This is a genomic window from Embleya sp. NPDC001921, assembly GCF_053594475.1.
The window spans coordinates 1-4,462 of record NZ_JBSFEO010000129.1; the positions used below are offsets into that span (position 1 = coordinate 1).

Genomic DNA, 4,462 nt, shown 5'->3' on the forward strand with positions numbered 1-4,462 from the left:
CCCTCGATCCCACTCCGAACCTCACACCCACCGAACGCGAACACCCCCACCCGACAACGCGGTTCACCACCGCATGCCGAGTTCGGTGAGCAGCCCCACCCACTCCTCGCTCAACGATCCCCGCGGGGGCGTTGGTTGTTGACCCACTTGCCCAACCGCACCTCGACCCTCTCGTCCGCCCGGATACCCGCGTCGGGTCCGCCGTCCGCCGGGCCGGGACCCGTCCCCGCACCGCCCACCAACACCGCCGCCGCGCCGCCGAACCCACTCGCCCTTTCGCCGGCGTCGTTCGCCGTCACCGTCACGGTCTCCACATGCGCACGAGGCACGTCCGGATACCCCTCCCGCTCCCGGTAGACCACGGCCGCGGTGAACGCGGTCTCCCAGGCGCCTCGACCACGCCGTGCCCGCGCCCCGCCCACGCCCGCCCCGCCCTCACCGCCGCCCGCCGCACCCGCATCGGCTGCCGCTACCCACACCACCACCCACGGCCGCTCCACCGACCCCCTCGACCGCCACCGCCGCGCCACCAGGACCCGTGTCGCCGCCGGCTGCGCCGCGACCGCCCCGTGCTGCGCCGCCGTCGTGCACCACCGCGCCGGCACACGACTCGGCCGGGATGCCCAGTTCGTGGATGTGTCTGAAAGTTCGTGTAAGTCCGTGATGCGAATGGCTGGCCGGGGTACCTTCCCGGATCCCGGCCTTCCGGAACGGACGAATCATGACCGAGATCGAGAACCCGCGGACCACCGACCCACCCGCGGAGACCGACGCGATGGTGGACGAGGTCGTCGAGCGGTTGATGGACCGCGCGGACGCCTCCGGGGCGGCCCTGCTCGGCGAGGGCGGCCTGCTGACCGAGATCACCCGGGCCGTGCTGGAACGGGCCCTGGACGCCGGGATGACCGAACATCTCGGCTACGAACGGCACGATCCCGCCGGTCGAGGGTCGGGGAATTCGCGCAACGGCACTTCGTCGAAGACCGTGCTCACCGAGGCGGGCGAGGTGACCGTCGCGGTCCCGCGCGATCGCAACGGCGACTTCGAGCCCGCCTTGGTCCCCCGGCACGCGCGCCGGTTGGCGGGGTTCAACGAGCGGATCCTCTCGCTCTACGCGCGCGGGATGAGCGTGCGCGACATCCGTTCCCACCTTGCCGGCGTCTACGGCGTCCAGGTGAGCCCGGACCTGATCTCCCGGGTGACCGATGCCGTCGCCGACGAACTCGTGGCCTGGCAGAACCGGCCGCTGGACCCGGTCCGGCCGATCCTCTACATCGACACGTTGTGGATCAGGATCCGCTCCGGCTCGGTCGTGAACCGGCCGGTGTTCGTTGCCGTCGGGGTCGACATGGACGGCCGCAAGGACGTGCTGGGCCTGTGGATCGGTGCGGAGGGCGAGGGCGCCACGACCTGGATCGCGGTGCTCTCCGAACCGCGCAATCGCGGGATCGAGGACGTGTGCATCGTCGCCTGCGACGGGCTCAAGGGCCTGCCCGAGGCGGTCACCGCGACCTGGCCCAAGGCAACGGTCCAAACATGTGTGATCCACCGAAGCCGTCAAGAAACAACGCGTTGCTTCGCGGAGACGAACTCGTTGATGTGGTATGCGCATACCCGACGAGGTTCGCAGCCAGTTGGCGCGACGGTTCGACGTTCTGCTCCCGCACCTGAACGAGCGTCAACGGCGTCTGGCGCTGGCGACCGAGGCCCGGCTGCTCGGGCATGGAGGCGTCGGTGTGGTTGCGCGGATAGCCGAGGTCAGCGAGACAACGGTCCGCAAGGGCGTGTTCGAACTCGAGACCGGAGTCGATCCGCTGCCCGAAGGATGTGTCCGGCGTCTCGGCGGCGGGCGGATGCGGGCCGAGGCGGTCGACCCTGAGCTGGTTCCGGCGCTGATGGTGCTGGTCGAGCCGGACGAGCGTGGTGATCCGATGTCGCCCCTGCGCTGGACGACGAAGTCACTGCGGCAGTTGGCCGCCGAGCTTTCCCGGCAGGGACATCGGGTCACCGCGCCCACGGTGGGCCGGCTGCTCAAGGAGCACGGATTCAGCCTGCAGGGCACCGCCAAGACCCTGGAAGGCGATCAACACCCCGACCGGGACGCGCAGTTCCGCTATATCAACGAGCAGGTCAAAGAGCACCAGGCTGCGGGCGAGCCGGTGATCAGCGTGGACGCGAAGAAGAAGGAACAGTTGGGGCAGCTGCCGATGCCCGGGCGCGAATGGCGGCCGGTCGGGCGGCCCGTCGAGGTCGAGGACCACAGCTTCTTCGCCGGCCCGCACGTGGACTCGGTGATCCCGTACGGAATCTACGACATGACCGCGAATACCGGTTGGGTGAACGTCGGCGTCGACCACAACACCGCCGCGTTCGCCGCTGCCTCGATCCGCCGCTGGTGGCAGGCGCGTGGCCGACACGACTACCCCGCGGCGTCCCGGCTGCTGATCACCGCGGACGCCGGCGGCTCCAACAGCTACCGCTACCGGTTGTGGAAGGCCGAGCTGGCCGCGTTCGCCGCCGACGCCGGCCTGACGGTTACGGTCTGCCACTTCCCGCCCGGCACCTCGAAATGGAACAAAATCGAGCACCGGCTGTTCTCCCACATCACCATGAACTGGCGTTCACGCCCTCTGACCAGTCACGAGGTCGTTCTCAAGACGATCGCCGCGACCACAACCCGGACCGGATTGAGCGTCGAGGCGGCGCTCGACGACACCTCCTACCCGACCGGTATCCAGGTCAGCCGAGAACAGTTGCAGGCCCTGCCGATCACCGCCCACAACGATCACGGCCAGTGGAACTACAGCATCGCGTCGATCGGCGGCACCGCCCCCGCACCGCGCGCTGACGAACGCACGAAAGCCCGCATCCAGGCCCTGCAGATGCTCGCCCACCCCCGCCTGACGGGAATGAACAGCAGCGAACTGGACGCACTGCGGGCCAGGTTGGCCTCGGCCCAGGAAGCGGCGGCCGAACAGCACCGCTATGTGCTCCGCAAGGGACGCCGCGTCGCCACGACCGGCCGCAGCCGATCCCTGCTCTCCGGGCCGGACGAAGTCCTGGTCACCGTCGTCTACTTGCGGCACGTCTGCCCGCAGAAGGTGCTCTGCGACCTGCTCGGAATCAACCCGGTCACCATCGGACAAGCGATCAAAGCCACCCGCAAGCTCTTGGACGAACACAAGATCACCATCACGCCCACCGTCGTGCGGTACTTCACCCGCGCCGACGACCTACGCGCCTGGATCACCGGCGGAGCCCGGACCGGGCAGACGTCCGCGACCCCGACCCGCAAGGCGCTGATGGACCCGGCCTTGACGGGCATGAGCCACGAGGCGCTGCATACGCTGCTCGAAGAGCTGATCGTGCCCTACGCGGCCGTGATCGAAGAACGTCGCCACCGCCAGCGCGGCGGCAACCGACGCCCAGGCACTCGCGGCGGCGTCTTCCGACAGAAGATCACCGACGGCGACCGGATCCTCGCCACGATCCTCTACCGCCGCCGCGTCTGCGGCCTCAACGCCCTCGCCGAGCTGTTCGGCGTCTGCCGCAGCACACTTTGGAACGCGATCAACGACGTCTTGCCGATCCTTGACGCCCGCCGCATCGACATCACCCCCGCCGACCGCCGACACCCCACAGCAGCCGCCCTACTCACCTCGGTCGGCGTCGATATCCGCCATGTTGTTTCTTGACGGCTTCATCTGCTGCGGAACAGTTTCCGCTATGCCGGCCGCCAGGACTGGGACAAGATCGCCAAGGCTCTCAAACCTGTCTACCAGGCGCCGACCGAGGAGGCCGCGCTGGAGCGGTTTGTCGAGTTCGGCGACGTCTGGGGGAAGAAGTATCCGGCGATCGTCAGGTTGTGGGAGAACGCCTGGTCGGAGTTCGTGCCGTTTCTGAACTTCGACACCGAGATCCGCACGGTGATCTGCTCGACGAACGCGATCGAGTCGGTCAATGCGCGGATCCGGCGGGCGGTCAAGGCCCGCGGACACTTCCCCAGCGAGCAAGCCGCACTCAAGTGCGTCTACATGGCGATCATGTCCCTCGACCCCACCGGCAAGGGCCGCAAGCGCTGGACCATGCGCTGGAAAGCAGCCCTGAACGCCTTCGACATCGCCTTCGACGGACGCTTGTCGGCCGTACGCAACTGACCGCTACACCAAGCCCGTTACACCGTTCGATTTACAGACCCGTTCCGACTGGGGCGGCTACGAATACGCCACTGGGGTCGGCTTCGCGGCCTGACCGCTCCTGCCGGGGTTGTTCGGCAGAGCGGATGCCTGCGAAGTGTGTGGGGCTTGGCGGGCCAGGCGGGCGTGGTTCGTCGCGGCCGCAGTGGGGATATTTTCGCGGATGGTCTTTGAGCTGCTCTGAGTTTGGTGGAGTCCTTGAAGCCGGGTTATGGTGCCCGGCGTAAAGGAGCACCACAAGCTATGCCAGCACCACGCAAATACCC

The 4,462-nt window shown here is 68.2% G+C and carries 2 protein-coding genes and 2 pseudogenes; 3 read left to right on the forward strand and 1 reads right to left on the reverse strand.

The annotated features are described in order from the left end of the window. Positions 1-110: 110 nt before the first annotated feature. Positions 111-485: a hypothetical protein gene (locus ACWCPW_RS51560; protein WP_449768613.1), complete on the reverse strand. Its 375-nt coding sequence runs from the start codon at positions 483-485 to the stop codon at positions 111-113. Between the two features lie 236 nt (positions 486-721). On the opposite strand from ACWCPW_RS51560, the pseudogene ACWCPW_RS51565 reads away from it, so the two are divergent. The 3 genes and pseudogenes from ACWCPW_RS51565 to ACWCPW_RS51575 form a co-directional block, all read left to right on the forward strand. Beyond that, positions 722-1,558: pseudogene (locus ACWCPW_RS51565) on the forward strand (IS256 family transposase); the annotation flags it as partial. 46 nt (positions 1,559-1,604) lie between these two features. Further along, complete coding sequence (locus tag ACWCPW_RS51570; RefSeq protein WP_449768614.1) at positions 1,605-3,695, forward strand: ISAzo13 family transposase; 2,091 nt, start codon at positions 1,605-1,607, stop codon at positions 3,693-3,695. Between the two features lie 3 nt (positions 3,696-3,698). Further along, positions 3,699-4,157 (forward strand): annotated as a pseudogene (locus ACWCPW_RS51575) (transposase); the annotation flags it as partial. Positions 4,158-4,462: the final 305 nt, after the last annotated feature.